At 64.6% G+C, this 15,159-nt stretch carries 17 protein-coding genes; 7 read left to right on the forward strand and 10 right to left on the reverse strand.

Annotated elements, in window-relative coordinates; genetic code table 11:
- Positions 1-51: 51 nt before the first annotated feature.
- The 5 genes from CXY83_RS08775 to thyX form a co-directional block, all read right to left on the reverse strand.
- Positions 52-1,278 carry an ABC transporter permease gene (locus CXY83_RS08775; protein WP_104196990.1) on the reverse strand — a complete coding sequence of 409 codons (1,227 nt, stop codon included), beginning with the start codon at positions 1,276-1,278 and terminating at the stop codon, positions 52-54.
- Positions 1,275-1,970, reverse strand: coding sequence for an ABC transporter ATP-binding protein (locus tag CXY83_RS08780; protein WP_104196991.1), 696 nt, complete (start codon positions 1,968-1,970; stop codon positions 1,275-1,277). The genes CXY83_RS08775 and CXY83_RS08780 overlap by 4 nt, the downstream gene beginning before the upstream one ends.
- Positions 1,967-3,031 carry an efflux RND transporter periplasmic adaptor subunit gene (locus CXY83_RS08785; RefSeq protein WP_199184934.1) on the reverse strand — a complete coding sequence of 355 codons (1,065 nt, stop codon included), beginning with the start codon at positions 3,029-3,031 and terminating at the stop codon, positions 1,967-1,969. The genes CXY83_RS08780 and CXY83_RS08785 overlap by 4 nt, the downstream gene beginning before the upstream one ends.
- Positions 3,032-3,242: 211 nt before the next feature.
- Entirely contained in the window at positions 3,243-4,220 is a 978-nt protein-coding gene (gene dapA, locus CXY83_RS08790; protein WP_104197150.1) for a 4-hydroxy-tetrahydrodipicolinate synthase, read from the reverse strand.
- A gap of 35 nt (positions 4,221-4,255) precedes the next feature.
- Positions 4,256-4,966, reverse strand: coding sequence for an FAD-dependent thymidylate synthase (thyX, locus tag CXY83_RS08795; protein WP_104196992.1), 711 nt, complete (start codon positions 4,964-4,966; stop codon positions 4,256-4,258).
- Between the two features lie 128 nt (positions 4,967-5,094).
- Here thyX and CXY83_RS08800 point away from each other — a divergent pair, with 128 nt between their 5' ends.
- The 4 genes from CXY83_RS08800 to CXY83_RS08815 all read left to right on the forward strand — a co-directional run bounded on the left by CXY83_RS08800 (position 5,095) and on the right by CXY83_RS08815 (position 7,514).
- Positions 5,095-5,556, forward strand: a complete 462-nt coding sequence (locus CXY83_RS08800; protein ID WP_104196993.1) for a thioredoxin family protein — start codon at positions 5,095-5,097, stop codon at positions 5,554-5,556.
- Positions 5,549-6,028, forward strand: coding sequence for a DUF4395 domain-containing protein (locus CXY83_RS08805; RefSeq protein ID WP_104196994.1), 480 nt, complete (start codon positions 5,549-5,551; stop codon positions 6,026-6,028). Before CXY83_RS08800 ends, CXY83_RS08805 begins: the two co-directional genes overlap by 8 nt.
- Before the next feature lie 154 nt (positions 6,029-6,182).
- Positions 6,183-6,614 (forward strand): OsmC family peroxiredoxin, encoded by a 432-nt coding sequence (locus CXY83_RS08810; protein WP_104196995.1) that lies wholly within the window; start codon positions 6,183-6,185, stop codon positions 6,612-6,614.
- A gap of 9 nt (positions 6,615-6,623) precedes the next feature.
- On the forward strand, positions 6,624-7,514 hold the full coding sequence (locus CXY83_RS08815; RefSeq protein WP_104196996.1) for a TIGR01777 family oxidoreductase: 891 nt from the start codon (positions 6,624-6,626) through the stop codon (positions 7,512-7,514).
- Between the two features lie 7 nt (positions 7,515-7,521).
- Here the strand turns inward: CXY83_RS08815 and CXY83_RS08820 are convergent, their stop codons facing one another.
- Together CXY83_RS08820 and dapB are read right to left on the reverse strand one after the other, a co-directional pair.
- Positions 7,522-7,965, reverse strand: coding sequence for a hypothetical protein (locus CXY83_RS08820; protein ID WP_104196997.1), 444 nt, complete (start codon positions 7,963-7,965; stop codon positions 7,522-7,524).
- Complete coding sequence (gene dapB, locus CXY83_RS08825; protein ID WP_104196998.1) at positions 7,962-8,726, reverse strand: 4-hydroxy-tetrahydrodipicolinate reductase; 765 nt, start codon at positions 8,724-8,726, stop codon at positions 7,962-7,964. The genes CXY83_RS08820 and dapB overlap by 4 nt, the downstream gene beginning before the upstream one ends.
- A gap of 56 nt (positions 8,727-8,782) precedes the next feature.
- On the opposite strand from dapB, the gene CXY83_RS08830 reads away from it, so the two are divergent.
- Entirely contained in the window at positions 8,783-9,286 is a 504-nt protein-coding gene (locus tag CXY83_RS08830; RefSeq protein WP_104196999.1) for a GNAT family N-acetyltransferase, read from the forward strand.
- Positions 9,287-9,354: 68 nt separating this feature from the next.
- Here CXY83_RS08830 and CXY83_RS08835 read toward each other — a convergent pair whose 3' ends face one another.
- Both CXY83_RS08835 and CXY83_RS08840 read right to left on the reverse strand, forming a co-directional pair.
- Positions 9,355-9,957: a histidine phosphatase family protein gene (locus CXY83_RS08835; RefSeq protein WP_104197151.1), complete on the reverse strand. Its 603-nt coding sequence runs from the start codon at positions 9,955-9,957 to the stop codon at positions 9,355-9,357.
- A 67-nt stretch (positions 9,958-10,024) separates the two neighbouring features.
- Positions 10,025-11,368 carry a pitrilysin family protein gene (locus tag CXY83_RS08840; protein WP_104197000.1) on the reverse strand — a complete coding sequence of 448 codons (1,344 nt, stop codon included), beginning with the start codon at positions 11,366-11,368 and terminating at the stop codon, positions 10,025-10,027.
- 210 nt (positions 11,369-11,578) lie between these two features.
- On the opposite strand from CXY83_RS08840, the gene CXY83_RS08845 reads away from it, so the two are divergent.
- A complete protein-coding gene (locus tag CXY83_RS08845; RefSeq protein ID WP_104197001.1) occupies positions 11,579-12,169 on the forward strand; it encodes a TetR/AcrR family transcriptional regulator in 591 nt (196 codons plus the stop codon).
- 7 nt (positions 12,170-12,176) lie between these two features.
- Here the strand turns inward: CXY83_RS08845 and CXY83_RS08850 are convergent, their stop codons facing one another.
- A complete protein-coding gene (locus CXY83_RS08850; protein WP_233200724.1) occupies positions 12,177-13,196 on the reverse strand; it encodes an aldo/keto reductase in 1,020 nt (339 codons plus the stop codon).
- 328 nt (positions 13,197-13,524) lie between these two features.
- Here CXY83_RS08850 and CXY83_RS08855 point away from each other — a divergent pair, with 328 nt between their 5' ends.
- Positions 13,525-15,138 carry a peptide chain release factor 3 gene (locus CXY83_RS08855; protein ID WP_104197003.1) on the forward strand — a complete coding sequence of 538 codons (1,614 nt, stop codon included), beginning with the start codon at positions 13,525-13,527 and terminating at the stop codon, positions 15,136-15,138.
- Positions 15,139-15,159 lie beyond the last annotated feature (21 nt).

Genomic DNA, 15,159 nt, shown 5'->3' on the forward strand with positions numbered 1-15,159 from the left:
ACGGTCTGCGTGACCGGTAGGTGAAAGCCCGGCAGCGGCATCCGTTCGCTGTCAATAGCGGATGGCGTCGATCACCTTCACCCGTACCGCCACCAGCGCGGGGACCAGCCCGGCCAGGGCGCCGACCACCGTCGCACAGACCAGTCCGAGGATGGCCGCTTCGACCGGGAACGGTGGAAAATCGGTGACCTGGCCCTGGCTGATGAAGTCTTCGACGAGCGGGCTCGTGACGATGAGCACGGCGGCGATCACTCCGACAATTCCGGCAACGACGGTCGCGACGACGCTCTCCATCATGACAGCGAAGAAGACCCGACCGGCGGTCGCCCCGAAACTGCGCCGAATGCCGATCTCGCGAATGCGCTGCTTGAGGGTGACCAGGGCGATGTTGACCAGACCGAGCGCTCCGAGCAACAACACTAATCCGGCGATGGCGCCGACGCTGAGCTTGAGCGAGAGATACGGGTCACCCTCCATATACGCTGCGTAGTCCTGCCGGTTCACCTGAACGGATGCCCCACTCCCCAGAGCACCCTGCACGTCACGCTGCAGCGCGGTGACCAGCTGTTCGGACACGTCGACCGGCACCCATAGCTCGTAGGACGGCGGTCCGAATTGCAGGTTCGGGTCGGTGACAACCGGCGTGATGGCGGTAAGCGCGTCGGCCAACATGTACATGGCCGGTTCGGTCTCCCACGACAGGGCGGGGTAGACCCCGGTTACGACGGCCGTCGTCGTGCGTTCGCCCACCAGAGTCACGGTCGGGTGGGTGCGCAGGTCGGGTCGGCTGAGGCGGTCCCAGAAGATGGAGTTGACCAGCACGGCTGGCGCGAGCCGGGCCTGGTCCTCGTCGGTAAACCAGACACCCTTCTCGAGGGTGATGCGGTGCATGGTGCCGTAGGGAGGGTCGACCCCGATGGTCTGCACCGGCACGGCTCCGTCGACGAACTGCACCGTCTGGCTGTTGTTGACCACCCGGCTGGCGTAGTCGATCTGGTAGCGTTCGAGCGCCGTACGCCAGATTTCGGGCATTTCAGTCGGGGTGGAACCATCGTTCATCGACACGAACAGGGAGAGGCTGGCAGCGCGCCCACCCGATCGTTCGCTCGCTTCGACGGTCGCCTGCTGGGCGACCGCGCCGAGACCGACCACGGTCGTGATGGCGCAGACGGCGACGGCCACGCCGATCAGCGACAGCATGACGCGGGTTTTGTGGATGCGCACTTCCTGCCAGGCTTCAATCACAGCACCGACCAGGTTGCTGGCGACGCGCTTCATGCCGGCACCGTGCCGCGAACCTGCAGCACACCGTGGTCAAGTCGGAGGTGCCTGGTGGCGCGGGCGGCGATCGCCGGATCGTGTGTGATCGTCACCAGGGCTGCACCGGATTCGGTGGCGACCTGGTCGATCAGGTCCATCACGGTTTCACCGGTTTCGAGGTCGAGGGCGCCGGTGGGTTCGTCGGCGAGAATCAGCCGGGGACCACGCACCAGCGCGCGGGCGATCGCCACGCGCTGCTGTTCACCACCGCTCAGTCGGTCGGGTAGCGCACCGAGCCGGTCGCTGAGGCCGACACGTTCGAGCATCTCGGTGGCGATTCGAGCGCGCTGCCAGAACTGACGACCATCCGCGTAGAGCAGCGGAGTCATCACGTTTTCGAGGGCGGTGCGACCCTGTAGCAGGTTGAACTGCTGAAAAATAAAGCCGACCTCGCGGCCCCGCAGCCGATCCCGGCCGCCGGAGGACAGCGACTGCACCGGGCGGTCTTCGAACAGCATGGTGCCGCTCGTGGGGTTGTCGAGTAGTCCGAGCAGGTTCAGCAGGGTTGTTTTGCCCGAGCCGGATCGTCCGACGATCGACACCCGGTCGCCGACGTCAACGTCGAGGTCGACACCGGAGAGGATGGTCAGCGGCGGCGCATCGATGAGCTGCACGGTGCGGGTGACACCCTCAAGGTGCAGCAAGGTCATTTGGAGATCCCGCTGCTGGAGATGCTCGGACCGAAGCAGGCCGTGCTGCCGTCGGGTTGCAGATTGCAGCCCCCGCCGCCGGGGCTGACCGCGGTGGCACCCGGAACGAACTGGTTGATCAGGTCGCCCTCGGCGAGTCCGTCGATGATCTGCACGTTGGTGCCGTCGGTCATGCCGAGCGTCACCGACCGCTCTTGGGTGCCACCGTCTGGCATCACGAACCAGACGACGCCCGTCTGGGCGGAGCCCGTGACGGCGGTGGTCGGAACGACGAGAACGTTTTCGGCCAGGCCGGCAGCGATCGTGATCTGGGCGGCCAGACCGGAGAAGACGGTCACTTCGGCCGGAATCGCGCAGGTGACGGTGGTGCCGCTCGTGGCCGGCTGGCCGCCGGATGCACCGTCGCCGCCGGTCGCTTCGCCGGCCAGCGGGGTCGTGATGGCCAGGCTGGTGCAGGTGAACGGCGCGGGCCCATTCGTGATCGCAACGGATGCCTCGGTCGGCTTGGTCAACAGGCGATACTGCTGCTCGGGGCTGAGCGCTCCGCTCACCGAGAAGCTCGGCGGTGCGACCTGCCCGGTGGCATCCCCCACGGCCACGCTCTGGCCGTGGATCACGGTGAGCGAACTGAGGATTCCCGTAATCGGGGCGAGCACCTTGGTGAAGGTGACCACCGGTTTCGGCTGGGTCATGATGGCGTTGCCGTCGGCATCCGTTGTTTCGACCGGATCCTTGATCGTCTCAACTCGAATGTCGTAGATCTTGTCGTCTTTGTTCACGTTTTGGCCGGCCGCTATGAAAATCTCATCGACCGTGCCGATGGCGGTGGCTTTGACGGCGACTGCCGGATCGGCGCTGACCGTGCCGGGCAGGGTCACGTCGTTGCTGATGGTGCCCAGTCCCACCGGAACCTGGGGTTCGACGATGACCCCGGTCGGTTCGGCGGGGTTGCGCTCAACCTGAGTGTCGGGGTAGAACGCGAGCTTCACGAGGGCCACAGCGATGGCCGCGATGACGATGAGTCGAAGGATTGGAAAGACCCATTTGCGTGCAATGTTCACGACACTCCCCACACAGCCGACCGGACGTGGTCAGGCTCGATGGGCTGAGCCTAGCGTTTCGCGAGCGGATGCGCGCCGGCCAACTGCGACAGGCTCGGCCAGCCGAGGGGACGTCCCGCAGAACTGGTCGCGGCACCTGTTGTGGTTCGTAGCCCCCTTACAAACGGATGCCCCGAACGCCAACGAGTGCCGCGAGCACGCGAGCGGCGGCTCAGCGAGTGGTGCCGGCGACCTTGGGCAACGATCCGCCGGCGGCCGCGTTGCGGTCCGGGCGGAAGTTGGAAAAGTCGACGCCAGGAATGTCCCGGACCAGCGACAGTTCGTCCTCGATCTGGGCGGCTTCGGAGTCTTCGGGACCAACCAGCGGCAGTCGCACCCGCGGGCTGCCGATGCGGCCGAGGCCGTGCAGGATGTACTTCACCGCGACGGTTCCGGGAACGTGCGTCATGACGGCCCGCACGAGCGGTTCCAGCTGCTGGTGCGCTGCTGTGGCCACCTTCAAGTCGCCCCGGTTGACGGCGTCGACCATGTGCCGGTAGGGGGTGGCAGTGATGTTTCCGGTGACGCCGATGAGGCCGGTGGCGCCGATCGACAGGTGCGCGAGCACGTTGGGGTCATCTCCGGAGAAGTACAGGAGGTCGGTCTGGTTGAGCACCCGGCTGACCTGGGCGAAGTCGCCTTTAGCGTCCTTGATGGCGAGGATGTTGGGGTGCTTGGCTGCCCGAAGGATGGTCTCGTAGGCGATCGCGACTCCGGTGCGCCCGGGGATGTCGTAGAGGATGACGGGAAGGTCAGTGGCATCGGCGATCATGCGGAAATGGGTCAGGATGCCCGCTTGCGTGGGCTTGTTGTAGTAGGGCGTGACGATCATGTTGCCGTCAGCGCCGGCCTTCTCGCTCTGGCGGGCCAGCTGCATGGCGTGCGCGGTCTCGTTGGAGCCACCGCCCGTGATGATCTTGGCGCGGCCGTTGGCGACCGACTTGCCCACCTCGACCAGACGGATCTTCTCCGGGTCGGTCAGGGTGCTCGTTTCACCGGTCGTACCAGTGACGACGATGCCGTCGGCGCCGGCGTTGATGACGTCGTCGATGTGCTTCTCCACCCCAGCCCAGTCCACTTCGCCATCAAAGGTAAACGGGGTGACCAGGGCGACCAGCACCTGGCCAAAGGGATTCGTAGAGGTAGACACGGTGTACAGGCTATCGTCTCCCTTCACACTGCAGACTACGGGGCCACCCGGCCGTTCACATTAAAGGCGGCGTAAGTGAAGGGCATGAGCTTTTCGAAATGGGTTTCCATCTGCTCGGCACACATTTCGATCTCGCGCTGGGGGAACGACGGAAATGACGAGCCCTCCCGCTTGGTGCGCAGGCTGAGGAAGTTCATCAGTGAGCGCGCGTTGAGCGTGACATACATCGAGGAGTAGATGTTCAACGGCAGCACGATGCGGGCGACTTCGCGCGCGACACCGGCTTCGAGCATCCGCTGGTAGGCCTCGTAGGCGTGGATCGCGGCGGCGCGGGTCTGCTGTTGCACGAGCGCGATCTGCTCTGCGGTGCCGGGCAGAAAGTCGTAGGCACCGGGCTTGCCGACTTGCACAAGGTTACGTTCGGTGGACGGCACGTAGAACACCGGGCCCAGCTCCCGGTAGCGGCCGGACTCTTCGTTGTAACTGGCGATGCGGTGCCGCATGAATTCGCGGAAGACGAAAATGGGGGCGCGTACGTAGAACGTCATTGAGTTGTGTTCGAACGGCGAACCGTGCCGGTCACGCATGAGGTAGTTGATCAGCCCGCGGTCACGCTTCTCGTCGGCCTCGCTCGCTGAACCGTCGAGCTGGCTGTGCTCGAGGGTCTGCTCCCCCAGGGTCGATACCCGCGCGGCAAACAGCACATCGGAATCGTGAGCGTTTGCACGCACCAACTCCACGGTCATTTCAGATCGAAACTCAATTTCAGACACCGCCTCAGGCTAGCCGGTCTGTCGGACGATGCGCCCGTGCGCAGTCGTAATGTGTCGTCACAGTCCCCCGAACAGGGCTGGGCGCACGTAGCGTAAATATCATGAATCCACTCGAAGCGATCGGACTCCTGTTCGCGCTGTTGGCTGCCACGACCGTTCTCGGCCTCATTTTACGAGCCCGTCAGGGACGAGTGGCCCGTGTTTTTGGCGACGTCGTCACTCCAGCGGATGTCGCCGCCACGGTCGCCTTCGGCCCCGCCGCCACCCTGCTGCAGTTTTCGACCGAGTTGTGCGCTCGCTGCCCGGGCACCCGCCGCCTGCTGCGCGCTGTGGCCGAGCAGCGCCCTGGGGTGGTACACGTAGAAGTGGATCTCACCCACCGCCCCGATCTGGCCAAACGGTACGCCGTGCTGCAAACCCCAACGACCCTGATTCTGGACGGAGCCGGTCGGGTGCAGGCGCGCGTGGGGGGCCCTCCCACTCGGGCAGACGTCGGTACGACCCTTGATTCCATCACGCAGAACACCACATCCAGCAGCACACTCGGGAGCTCTCATGTCTAAGACACCTCGCGCCCGGCTCGATCCGCGCGGACCCCGATTCGGCGCAGGTCTGACGGCCGTGCTGTTGCTCCTGGTCGTGTTCATGTCACTCACCGGGGCATCCGCTGCAGCGCTGGCCCTGCTGGCAGCGATCACCGCGTTATTCGCTTGGGGTGCATTGGCCGGCGCCGGCCGGCATCCATACGGCGCCCTGTTCAAGAAATTCGTGCGGCCGCGCCTTGCCCCTCCGACTGAACTCGAAGACGCGGCCCCGCCCACCTTCGCGCAGGGTGTGGGCCTGGCGGTGACCTTGGTCGGGCTCATTCTGGGCCTGGCCGGTGTACCGGGCGCTGTCGGAATCGCTGCGGCCGCCGCGTTTGTCGCTGCCTTTCTGAACGCGGTTTTCGACTATTGCCTCGGCTGCCAGATCTACCTGCTGCTCCTGCGATCCGGCGTGCTCAACCGGGGTAGCAAAGCCGTCGAGAACGTCTGAGCCGCTGTCTCCAACCCGACCGGGACACACCCGGTAGATCGGATCTCAGGCTGCCCTAACGTGTCGGCTGGCTCTCAGGTAATTCCCAGACGGCAGGCGTTCGCGGTGCAGGTCGGACGGTTAGGGTGGTATTCAATCACCTGGAGGTAACAACATGCCCACGACGCTCACGAGTGAAGCAACCTCAGTCTGGACCGGCGATCTTCCCACCGGGACCGGCACCGTCACCCTCGACTCCTCGCACGCCGCCGTGTTCTCGGTGAATTGGAAGGCCCGCGCTGAGGGTGTGTCGAACACGACCAACCCGGAGGAACTGCTTGGCGCCGCCCACGCCGCCTGCTTCTCGATGGCCCTCGCCAACGCTCTCGGTTCGGCCGGCCACACTCCGGAGAGCATCCAGGCCACCGCCGCCGTGACTTTTGCGGCCGGCACCGGCGTTATCGGAAGCCACCTGCTGGTCAGTGCCAAGATTCCCGGTCTGACCGAAGCCGAGTTCGAGGCGTTCGCCCAGGATGCCAAGGAGAACTGCCCGGTTTCTAAAGCGCTCGCGGGCATCCCGATCACCATCGAAGCAGAGCTCGCTTAGGGGACCGGCGTGCGCGTTCTGATCGCCGGCGCGTCCGGCCTCATCGGCCGGGAACTCAGCCGGCAGTTGGTCGGGGCCGGGCACACTCCCGTGCGCCTGGTCCGGCGTGAAGCCCTCGGCAAGAACGAGATTCGGTGGGACCCGTCCGCCCATGCCCTGGACGCTCACGTTCTGGACGACATCGACGCTGTCGTCAACCTCTCGGGCGCGTCACTGGCGCGGCTGCCGTGGACGCCTGGTTATCGCAAGGAAATCCTGAATTCGCGTTTGTCCGCCACCCGCACGATCACCGACGCGCTCGGACACGCCACCACTCCCCCTACGGTTCTGCTCAACGGTTCCGCAGTGGGCGTGTACGGCAATCGGCCCGGGGAAATCCTGAGCGAGACATCCACGGTCGGAACCGATTTTCTGGCCGATGTCGTCACTCAATGGGAGGCAGCGGCCCAGCTCGCTCCGGAACCGACCCGGGTTGTCACGTTACGCACCGGCCTCGTACTCGCCAAGGGCGGCGCGCTGAAACCGCTCCTGCCCCTGGCCAAACTGGGTCTCGCCGGACCACTCGGCGGCGGGAATCAGCACTGGGCCTGGGTGAGTTTGCACGACGAGGCTGCGGCCATCCTGCATCTGCTCACCTCGACGCTCTCCGGCCCGGTAAATCTCGTCGGGCCATCCGCAGCTACAGCGAACGACATCATCAAAGCGCTCGCCACTGCGCTGCACCGACCGTTTTTCCTACCGGTGCCCCAGCAGGTCTTGACGCTGCTGTTGCAGGACGCCGCCCGCCAACTACTGCTCGCAGACCAGCAGGTCAGCGCCCAGAAACTTTTGGACGACGGGTTCGAGTTTGCTCAGCGAACACCAGCGACAGCGGTCGCCTGGATGCTCCGGCAGCCGTAGCCTGCGGCTACTTCGGGGTGCGTTCGAGGCTGATCGCGGTGCGGATCGCCCCGCGAGCGCGCTTGCGATCGCCGGCGGCGTCGTAGGCGAGGCCGAGGCGCAGCCAAGCGTGCCAGTTCTCCGGCTCGGCTTCGACCCCCGCCTGCGCGGCCGGAAACTGCTCGTCGGCAGCATCCCGGTAGGGACGTCCGCTCGGTCGAACCGCCAAATCGGCGGCAGGAAGGCCGCCCAACCTTTCGAGCTCGCGCATCAGGCGCTCCGAGCGCACACCGAACACCACTTCGCGCGCCAAAGCCCAGAAACCAATCAGCGGCAGGATGAGAAGGGCAAGGCCGATGGCGATGCCCACCGGCTCCCCGCTCTGGATGAACAGCACCGCGCGTACGCCGACCGACACCAGGTAGAAGACGAGCAGAACCGCCATGACGACGACAGCGATCTTGCCCTTCACTTCGAGGCTCCTTCGCTGGCGGCCGTAGTGAATCCCAGGTCGACGATCTGGTCGAGGCCGACCGATACACCTCGAGCGGTTCGCGCGGCGTCGAGGGCGAGCAGGATGCCACTTTCATAAGCGCTCGGTGACAGGGTGTTGTGGCTGATCGTGAGGGTTTCGCCGGTGCCGCCGAGAAGGACGTCTTGCCGGGCCAGGAGTCCGGACAGGCGCAGGCTGTGTACGGGCACGCTCGCGACCTGCTGGCCGCGGGCACGCTGATCGGTGTGCGGCGCCGAAACCGGGCCGAGTTCAGCGCGCGCCCGGCCGATCAGTTCGGCGGTTCGCACCGCCGTGCCCGACGGCGAATCAACCTTCGACGGCTGGTGAGCCTCGACAATTTCGATGGAGTCGTAGAACCGGGCGGCCAGGGCCGCGAAGGCCGTTGCGAGCACCGATCCGATCGAGAAGTTCGGAATAATGATGACGCCGGTATCTTCCCGGCCGGCGAGACGCCGGGCGAGAGAATCGATACCTTCCTGGGTCCAGCCCGAAGTGCCTACGAGAACCTGCAGACCGTGCTCGGTCGCAAAATCGACGACGTTACGGCTTACGTCGGGCCGGGTCAGGTCAACGGCGATCTGAGCGCGGAGCATCTCGCTCAGCTCGCTGTGGGAATCGAGGCGGGCGACGACCTCGAAGCCCTCGGTTCGGGCGATCAGGTCGGAAACCAAGCGGCCCATCTTGCCTGTCGCTCCAATGATGGCCACCGTTGTTGTCATGACACCAATCTACCAATTGATCACGTCACGACCGGCCCGCGCAATAGCCTGAGCAGATGCCCCAGTTTCTCGCTGTGTCGGTCGCGGACGCCGCAGCCCTCGCCCTGCTCAACGAATACTTTCGCAGCCCCGAACTGTCGTTTCGACAATCCCACGGCAGCTACCACCCGACCTATCCGGTCGCGGAGCAGTTCGTGCCACCTCAGGGCCTGTTCCTCGTGGTGCTCGATGGCCAGGCAGCGAACGACGCTGGCGGCGCGTATGTCGGGTGCGGAGGCATCCGCCGGCTGCAAACCACCACGAATGAACCGGTCTGCTTCGAGGTTAAACATTTGTGGATGCAGCCACGTGCCCGCGGGCGCGGCTGGGGGCGGATGCTGCTGGCTGCACTCGAGAGCCGGGCGAGCGACCTGGGCGCCGCCGAAATGGTGCTCGACACGAATGTGAGCCTGTCCACCGCGGGGGCGCTCTATCACAGCACCGGGTATGAGAGCATCCCTGCATACAACGACAACCCCAATGCAACACACTGGTATCGCAAACGGCTCAGCGCAAGCTAACGTCCGCGCGAACTAACGTCAGCGCAAGCTGATTTCAGCGCAAATCAGCTTCAGCCACTGGTTCGCCCCTAGAACATCAGCGGTTCCGGCAGCCCGGTACGCAGCTCGACCGGCAAATGGCCCAGATCATTGTGCGTGACGAGCGTCCAGGGTCGGCCCGGTTTTTGCTGCAGCACGGTGAGCCCACAATTGGCTTGGTTGATTCCAACCCAGCGCCAGTCGGGAGCCCCGAGCACCTCCCGAACAAACCATGCGATCACGAAATTATGGGTAATCAGCAGGTCGTGCCGCTGGCTGCGGCGCGGTTGCAGAAATTCGGCGACGGCGTCTTCCATCTGTGCGCGTCCCGCCGCGATCTCGTCTTCGGTTACCGCGCCGAAAAACGGGTCGTAGGCCGATGGTGTCTCGGCCGCCCGGCCAGAGGGAATGCAGTCGAACAGCAGTGCCGACGGCTCGCTCTGCAGGGCTGGAAGCCGTTCCGCCATGATGGTGGCGGTTTCGGCGGCCCGTTGCAGCGGCGAGTGCCAGGCGCCTGTGAACGGAACCCCACTCAGACGATCGGCGATGAGCAGCGCCTGGCGTTTGCCGCGGGGCGATAACGGACCGTCGTGCAGGCCATGTTCGGCATCCTGTTGCTCGCCGTGGCGTACCAGGTAAATGTACTGGGGCATCATTGTCCATTTCAGAGTGCGGAAACCCGGCCGGGCCGGAAGGTACCAGAGACTAAGTCGCGGCCGGTCAGCTGGGAATGATGGCCGCGAACGCGTCGTCATCGAGGGCACCGACGGCGGAGATTGATACGGCGCCACTGACGAGTTCGGCAGCGAGCCCCTGCACGTCGGCCGCCGTGACCAGCGCAAGGCGGCGCAGCACTTCGTCGAGATCTGCGAACTCGCCGAGGGTTATCTCAGAGCGACCCAGCCGAGACATTCGGGTGTCTGAGTCTTCCAATGCGAGGGCCGACGCTCCACTCAACTGGCCAGACGCCCGCCTCATCTCGTCGTTGGTGACACCGCCATCGGCGAGGCGATGTAGCTCGCTGAGCATGAGTTCGGCGACCTGGCCGGCCTTGGCCGGCGTGCATCCGGCATACATACCGAACAGGCCAGCATCCGAGTAACCGGGCGCGAATGAGTAGACCGAATAGGCCAGGCCGCGCTTCTCCCGCACTTCTTGAAAAAGCCGGCTCGACATTCCCCCGCCGAATATCGAAGTGAGCACGCTCATCGTGACGCGTCGGTCGTCGGTCGCCAGCAGGCCGGACATTCCGAGCAGCAGGTTCGCCTGTTCCAGCGGACGTTTGATGATGGTCAGAGCCTGGCCCTGGTGAATCTCGGCGGGCACGCCGTCTCGACGGCTGACCGGGGCCTGGGCAATACTGAGGTCCCAGCCGGATCGTTCGAGGGCGCGGGTGACGGCGGCGACCAGCTGGTCGTGGTCGACGGCGCCGGCGACCGTGACGACGAGGTCTTGCGGGCGATAGTTGGCCTGGTAGTGCTCCCACACCGCCGTGCGGGTGACACCACGAATGTCGTCGGCACTGCCGCCGATAGGACGGCCGAGCGGATGCTTCCCCAGCACCGCTTCGAAGAATCGCTCATTGGCGACGTCGGCTGGGTCGTCGTCAGCCATGGCGAGTTCCTCGAGAATAACGCCGCGCTCGGTTTCAAATTCGCCGGCATCCAGTTGTGAGGAGGTCAGCATGTCGGTGAGAACATCAATGGCCATACCGAGGTCGCGGTCTTGCACCTTGGCGTAGTAGCAGGTGTATTCCTTTGCGGTCATGGCGTTGTGTTCGCCGCCAACCGCATCAAAAGAGATGGCAATGTCGAGAGCGGACCGCGTTGGCGTGCCTTTGAACAACAGGTGCTCGAGAAAGTGAGTGGAGCCGAAGTGACCCGGTTGTTCGTCACGGGAACCGACGGCGATCCAGTAACCGACGGTGACACTTCGGGCACCCGGCACCTGCTCACTCAGGATGCGCACGCCACTTGGCAGAACGGTCCGACGCACCAGGGCATCACCGGCGGCCCGAAACGAGAGTTCGGCCTGGTCTAGAGGAAAATCGACTGCACCGTTCATATCATCCCCACCTTACAAGACGCGATCGGCGCTGCTGGCGCCCGTGCGCGAACTCGCGAGGCTACCCCCAGTTTGACCGCAACGGTCCGGACGGTCGATTACGACAGACTGGTCTGTCTATGGTGTGTTACAGTCTGGGAGCCAACCGGGAAAACACCGGATTTGCGCTCATGCGGGCTCGCTCGCTTGCCCTCAATCAAGGAGTGACGCATGACCACGCTCACAGCTGACACCGTTCGGCCCCCGACTCACGCCAAGCTGCGTATCCTCGCCACTGCCGACCGCTTGTTCTACACCGAGGGCGTACACACCGTAGGTGTGGACCGCATCATCGGTGAGTCGAAGGTCACCAAAGCGACCTTCTACAAGTACTACCGCTCGAAGGACGCCCTCATCGTCGTGTACCTCGAGGGCCGGGACCGTCTGGCGCGCGATTTTCTGGCTAGCCTCGACACGAATTGTGACACCCCGGAACAGCGGCTGCGTGGCGTCGTCAATGAGATCTCGGCTCAGGTCATTCGCGGAGGTTTCCACGGCTGCCCGTTTATCAACGCGGCCGCACAGTTCACCGACCCGGCCCACCCCGTGCGCCAGGCCGTTTCTGCACATCGTGACTGGTACGGTCGGTCGATCGAGGACATGTTCCGCGGGATGGGCCATGCCCGGCCCGGAGATGCCGCCGACGATTTTTTCCTCGCCCGCGATGGCGCCTTTGCCGGTGCCAACCTTGGCGACCCGATCGGTGCCCACACCGCCCTACTGCGCGCTATCCAGCGTGTGCTCGACGAATCCGTCGCCTGACTTTCTCCTAGTCGGCCGACACCCGGTCGAGATCGAGCAGGTCACTGCGGCCGAGACGGATGCCCGCCGCGGCGACCAGGGACTGCACCTGATCGACCTCCCCGGCTCCGGCGACCGGCGCCACTACGTCAGGTCGGGCGAGCAACCAGGCCAGGGCAATCGACGCCGGTGCCACACCCTGAGCTGCGGCGATACGGTCAACCACGGCCAGTACGCGCAGCGAGCGACGATTGAGGTACACCTTGGCGAGTTGTCCGCGGGCGGTACCGGCGACATCCGCTTTGGTGCGAAAAGCGCCGGCCAGAAAACCGTGAGCCAGGGCAAAGCCGGGCATCAGCGCAAGATGCTGGGCGCGAGCGACGACCGCGACGTCTTTTTCGAGTTCGGTGCGATGCACGAGGTTGTACGGCGTTTCGGCGGCGACGAACTTGGGCAAGCCGAGGGCGGACAACACCCGGGCTTCCATGAGTCGTTCCGCCGAGAAGTTGCTCGCACCGAGGTAGCGCACCTTGCCGGCGCGCATGAGGACGTCCACGGCAACGAGGCTCTCTTCGAGGGCGACGGTTTTGTCGTCGAAGTGAAAGTAGAGCAGGTCGAGGTAGTCGGTGCCGAGCCGCACGAGGCTGGCTTCGACGGCGGCGACGATGCTGCGCTGAGTCAGTCCGGGATTGTCGAGATTTCGACCGATTTTGGTGGCCAGAACGGTTTCGGCCCGAGCACCCCGAGAGCGCAGCCACGAACCGATAATCACTTCGCTTCGCCCAGCAGCGAAGCTGTCGGCGGTGTCAAGAAAGTTACCGCCGAAGTCGCGGTGCGCGTCGAGGATGGCCTTGGATGCTTCACCCGTCGCCGTCCAGCCGAAAGCGTTGCAGCCGAGGGCGAGTGGATGCACGCGCAGATCGGTTCCCGCAATCTGCCGGCGAACCGGGCCAGCACCGACCGTGGTCTGTGCCTGCCCGGTGTCGGCCGACCGCGAATGGCCAACGGACAGGGCGTCGAGCGAAGACGAGACCACCTGTCGGGGCATTGCGTTCTCCTCCAGGGGTGCACGCCCGACCATTCGTTTTCGCCGGGTTTTCTCTTTGTGAATTACTCTTGGCCCGACTTTAGGCGAGGCCACCGACATTTTTCGACGGCACGCTAAACCGTTACCAGATTGTACGTCGGTGGCGGCCGAATAGGGGGCACCAGCTGTCGGTTGCCAGTTGACACGTTCACGATTTGTTAGACTGGCAGTTGCGCGAAAAATGGGCTGCCTGTGCAGGTGTACATCAGCCCTGGGCCGCCTGCCATCGAAAAGATCAATCGGTTGGTCGGCGAGGTACCTTGCCCGAATCAGCCGCAGGAAAGCAGCCATGACCACCGTCGCCGACGTACCCAACCCCCAGGTTCCCCGTGAGGCTCTGCGTCGCCGCACCTTCGCCGTGATCTCCCACCCCGACGCCGGCAAGTCCACCCTGACCGAAGCCCTCCTGCTGCACGCCCGCGCGATCACCTCGGCCGGCGCCACGCACGGCAAGGCCGGTCGCAGCGGCACTGTCTCGGACTGGATGGAGATGGAGAAGGCCCGTGGCATTTCAGTGACGAGCGCCGCGATCCAGTTCGAATACCACGATGCTGTGATCAACCTGGTTGACACCCCCGGCCACGCCGACTTCTCCGAGGACACGTTTCGGGTACTGTCTGCAGTGGATGCCGCGGTCATGCTCGTCGACGCCGCCAAGGGTCTCGAGCCCCAGACCATGAAGCTGTTCGCCGTCTGCAAACAACGTGGGCTTCCGGTGATTACCGTCATCAACAAGTGGGACCGCCCGGGTGACACTCCCCTGGCTCTGATGGACGAGATCCAGACGCGCACCGGCCTGTTGCCGACCCCGCTGAACTGGCCGGTTGGCGAGGCCGGCGACCTGCGCGGCGTACTCGATCGCCGGTCCGGTGATTTTCTGCGCTACACCCGCACCGCTGGCGGCGCGACCGTAGCCGAGTCGGTGCGTCTGGATGCGGTCGACGCGGCGATCGAGGAAGGCAGCGCCTGGACATCCGCTGTCGAAGAATCGGAACTGCTCGACGCAGAATCCCAAAATCACGACTCCGAACTGTTCCTCGACGGGCAGACGACCCCGGTGCTGTTCTGCGCGGCAGTGGCGAACTTCGGGGTGCAGCAGCTGCTCGACACCCTGGTCGAATTTGCGCCACCCGCCGAAGCCCGCATCGATATCGACGGCAATCCGCGTAAGGTCACGTCGCCGTTCTCCGGGTTCGTGTTCAAGGTACAATCCGGCATGAACTCGGCGCACCGCGACCACGTGGCTTTCGTGCGCGTGTGTTCTGGCGAATTTCGACGTGGAATGGTCGTCACCCACGCGGCAACCGGTCGCCCCTTTGCGACCAAGTACGCGCAGCAGCTGTTCGGCAAAGAACGCACCGTCACCGATCAGGCCTGGCCGGGCGACATCGTCGGGCTCGTCAACGCGTCGGCGCTGCGGGTGGGCGACTCGATCTTCGAAGACGAACGGGTAGAATTTCCGCCGCTGCCGTTGTTCTCTCCCGAACATTTTCGGGCGATACGCCCGGTCGATAGCAGCAAGCACAAGCAGTTTCGTCGCGGTATCGACCAACTCGACCACGAGGGCATCATCCAGGTGATGCGCTCCGAGGTGCGCGGCGAGCAGGCCCCCGTGCTCGGTGCGGTCGGACCAATGCAGTTCGAGGTCGTTGAAGACCGCATGGTGCACGATTTTCATGCCGACATTCGCATGGAAGCACTGCCGTACCAGGTGGCCCGCAAAACCGACAAGGAGAGCGCGCTCGTACTCGCCGGCACCCGCCAGGTTGAAGTCTTCACCCGCTCCGACGGCACGCTGCTCGCCCTGTTCAGTACCCCGTGGCGTCTACAGGCGATTATCAAGGAGAACCCGAAGCTGGTTCTGATCGACATCGCGAACGCCACGGCCGACGACTTCATGTAACTGGCTTGATGACAAAGAAAG

Source organism: Cryobacterium sp. M15 (assembly GCF_002929675.1).
GTDB classification, from domain to species: Bacteria; Actinomycetota; Actinomycetes; order Actinomycetales; family Microbacteriaceae; genus Cryobacterium; species Cryobacterium lyxosi.